Origin of the sequence: Enterocloster aldenensis (assembly GCF_003434055.1) — a bacterium.
In the GTDB taxonomy this organism is placed as follows: Bacteria; Bacillota; Clostridia; order Lachnospirales; family Lachnospiraceae; genus Enterocloster; species Enterocloster aldenensis.
In genome coordinates, this window is the sequence record NZ_QVEX01000042.1 from 1 (window position 1) to 1664 (window position 1664).

General features: G+C 41.8%; 1 protein-coding gene. It reads left to right on the plus strand.

What is annotated here, in order from left to right:
• Positions 1 to 300: 300 nt before the first annotated feature.
• Positions 301 to 1572 carry an IS110 family RNA-guided transposase gene (locus DWX59_RS28360; protein ID WP_117563481.1) on the plus strand — a complete coding sequence of 424 codons (1272 nt, stop codon included), beginning with the start codon at positions 301 to 303 and terminating at the stop codon, positions 1570 to 1572.
• Positions 1573 to 1664: the final 92 nt, after the last annotated feature.

The window sequence follows — 1664 nt, forward strand, 5'->3', positions numbered from 1 at the left end:
TTTCATCATTTTTGTCATTCCTTTCGCTTCGCTCAAGGCACAAACAAGTTATGAAAAAATGTTGTACCTCTCCACTATTTGATTTATAATCCCTGTAGGGAATAGCAATACACTACAGAGCACGGAAGGAGGAGTGGCGAATTTATTCCGACCCCGTATCATTATATGTGCCGTCATCCTTTCAAGCACAAACAAGTGGGACTTTGAGCCCGGACTCTTATCATTGGTAATAAACCATGTTTATTCAGTCACAGGATGACAGTCACTGTTGCTATTCCTTTTTATAAGGTGGTGATACTTATGATGAAGTTAAAATACCCCATCTGCTGTGGGCTTGACGTCCACAAAAATGTTATCGTTGCAACCATCGTAATCACTAACAGGGACGGAGTATCCGAATACAGGCAAAAATCCTTTTCAACCATCAACCCGGATATTCAAAAGTTTCACAACTGGCTTATCGAGAATAATTGTTATCACGTTTGTATGGAATCCACAGGAAAGTATTGGATTCCTATTTTTAATTATCTCGAAAAGGACATAGAGGTCTGCCTTACACATCCCAAATATGTCAAAGCTATCAAAGGCAAGAAAACGGACAAAAAGGATTCAAAATGGATTGCCGACCTCTACAAATTTGACCTTGTCAGATGTTCCTTTATCCCTCCCAAGGATTTCCGCCAGCTCCGGGAACTTGCCAGATACCGCTTTAAGCTGGTCTGCATGAAATCCTCTGAGAAGAACCGCATCCAGAACTGTATGACCGTTTCCAATGTCGGCATTGCCAGCGTGCTTTCTGACCCTTTCGGCAAAACAGCAACCGAAATCATGTCTTATCTGCTGGAGCATACCGCTGATTCCATTGACGAAAAGGCTGTCCGAAAACTGATAAAAAAAGGGGCCAAAGCCAAGTCTGATGAAATCATCGAAGCAATCAGAGGCTGCAACATTGAAACAGACCAGGCAAAAAAACTGGAACTGGCCCTTGGCCATCTGGAATATCTTGACGGTATGATTACCCAGACCGAAGTGGAACTCTATGTCCGTATCAAACCTTATTATGAGTTTGTGGAATTTGTCAGCACCATGCCCGGCATGACAGAGTTAAGTTCCACCATTGTTCTCGCAGAAACAGGCGTTGACATGAACATTTTTGATGATGCCAGACACCTCTGTTCCTGGTGTGGACTTTCTCCTTCCAACAATGAATCCGCAGGTAAGAAAAAATCTGTCCGAATTGCCAAAGCAGGCGCTTACTTGAAACCGATGATGGTACAGTGTGCCCTTGCCGCAATCAAAAACAAAAAGCAGCCTTATTTTGCAATCAAATATGGGCGAATCAAAAAGCGTCGTGGCCATAAGAAAGCAATCATTGCCATCGCAAGAATGATGATGGTCTGTATTTACCATATGGTCTCGGAAAAGAAACCTTTTACCCCTGCTGACTATGAGGAATTGATGAAGCCTCAAAACCATGTAGAGCGTGTTGTTCTGAATGAAAACAATGTTTTTGCCTATCTTGAAAGTCTTGGTTACGATAGTTCTAAGTTAGTGAAGCGCAACGATAACTAATCTTTATTCTATTGTCAAACAATCGCAAAATCAGGGGTTTTATGAACCCTTATATAAGTGCGCCCAAAAATTCACTTTATTTTTCACTCTTC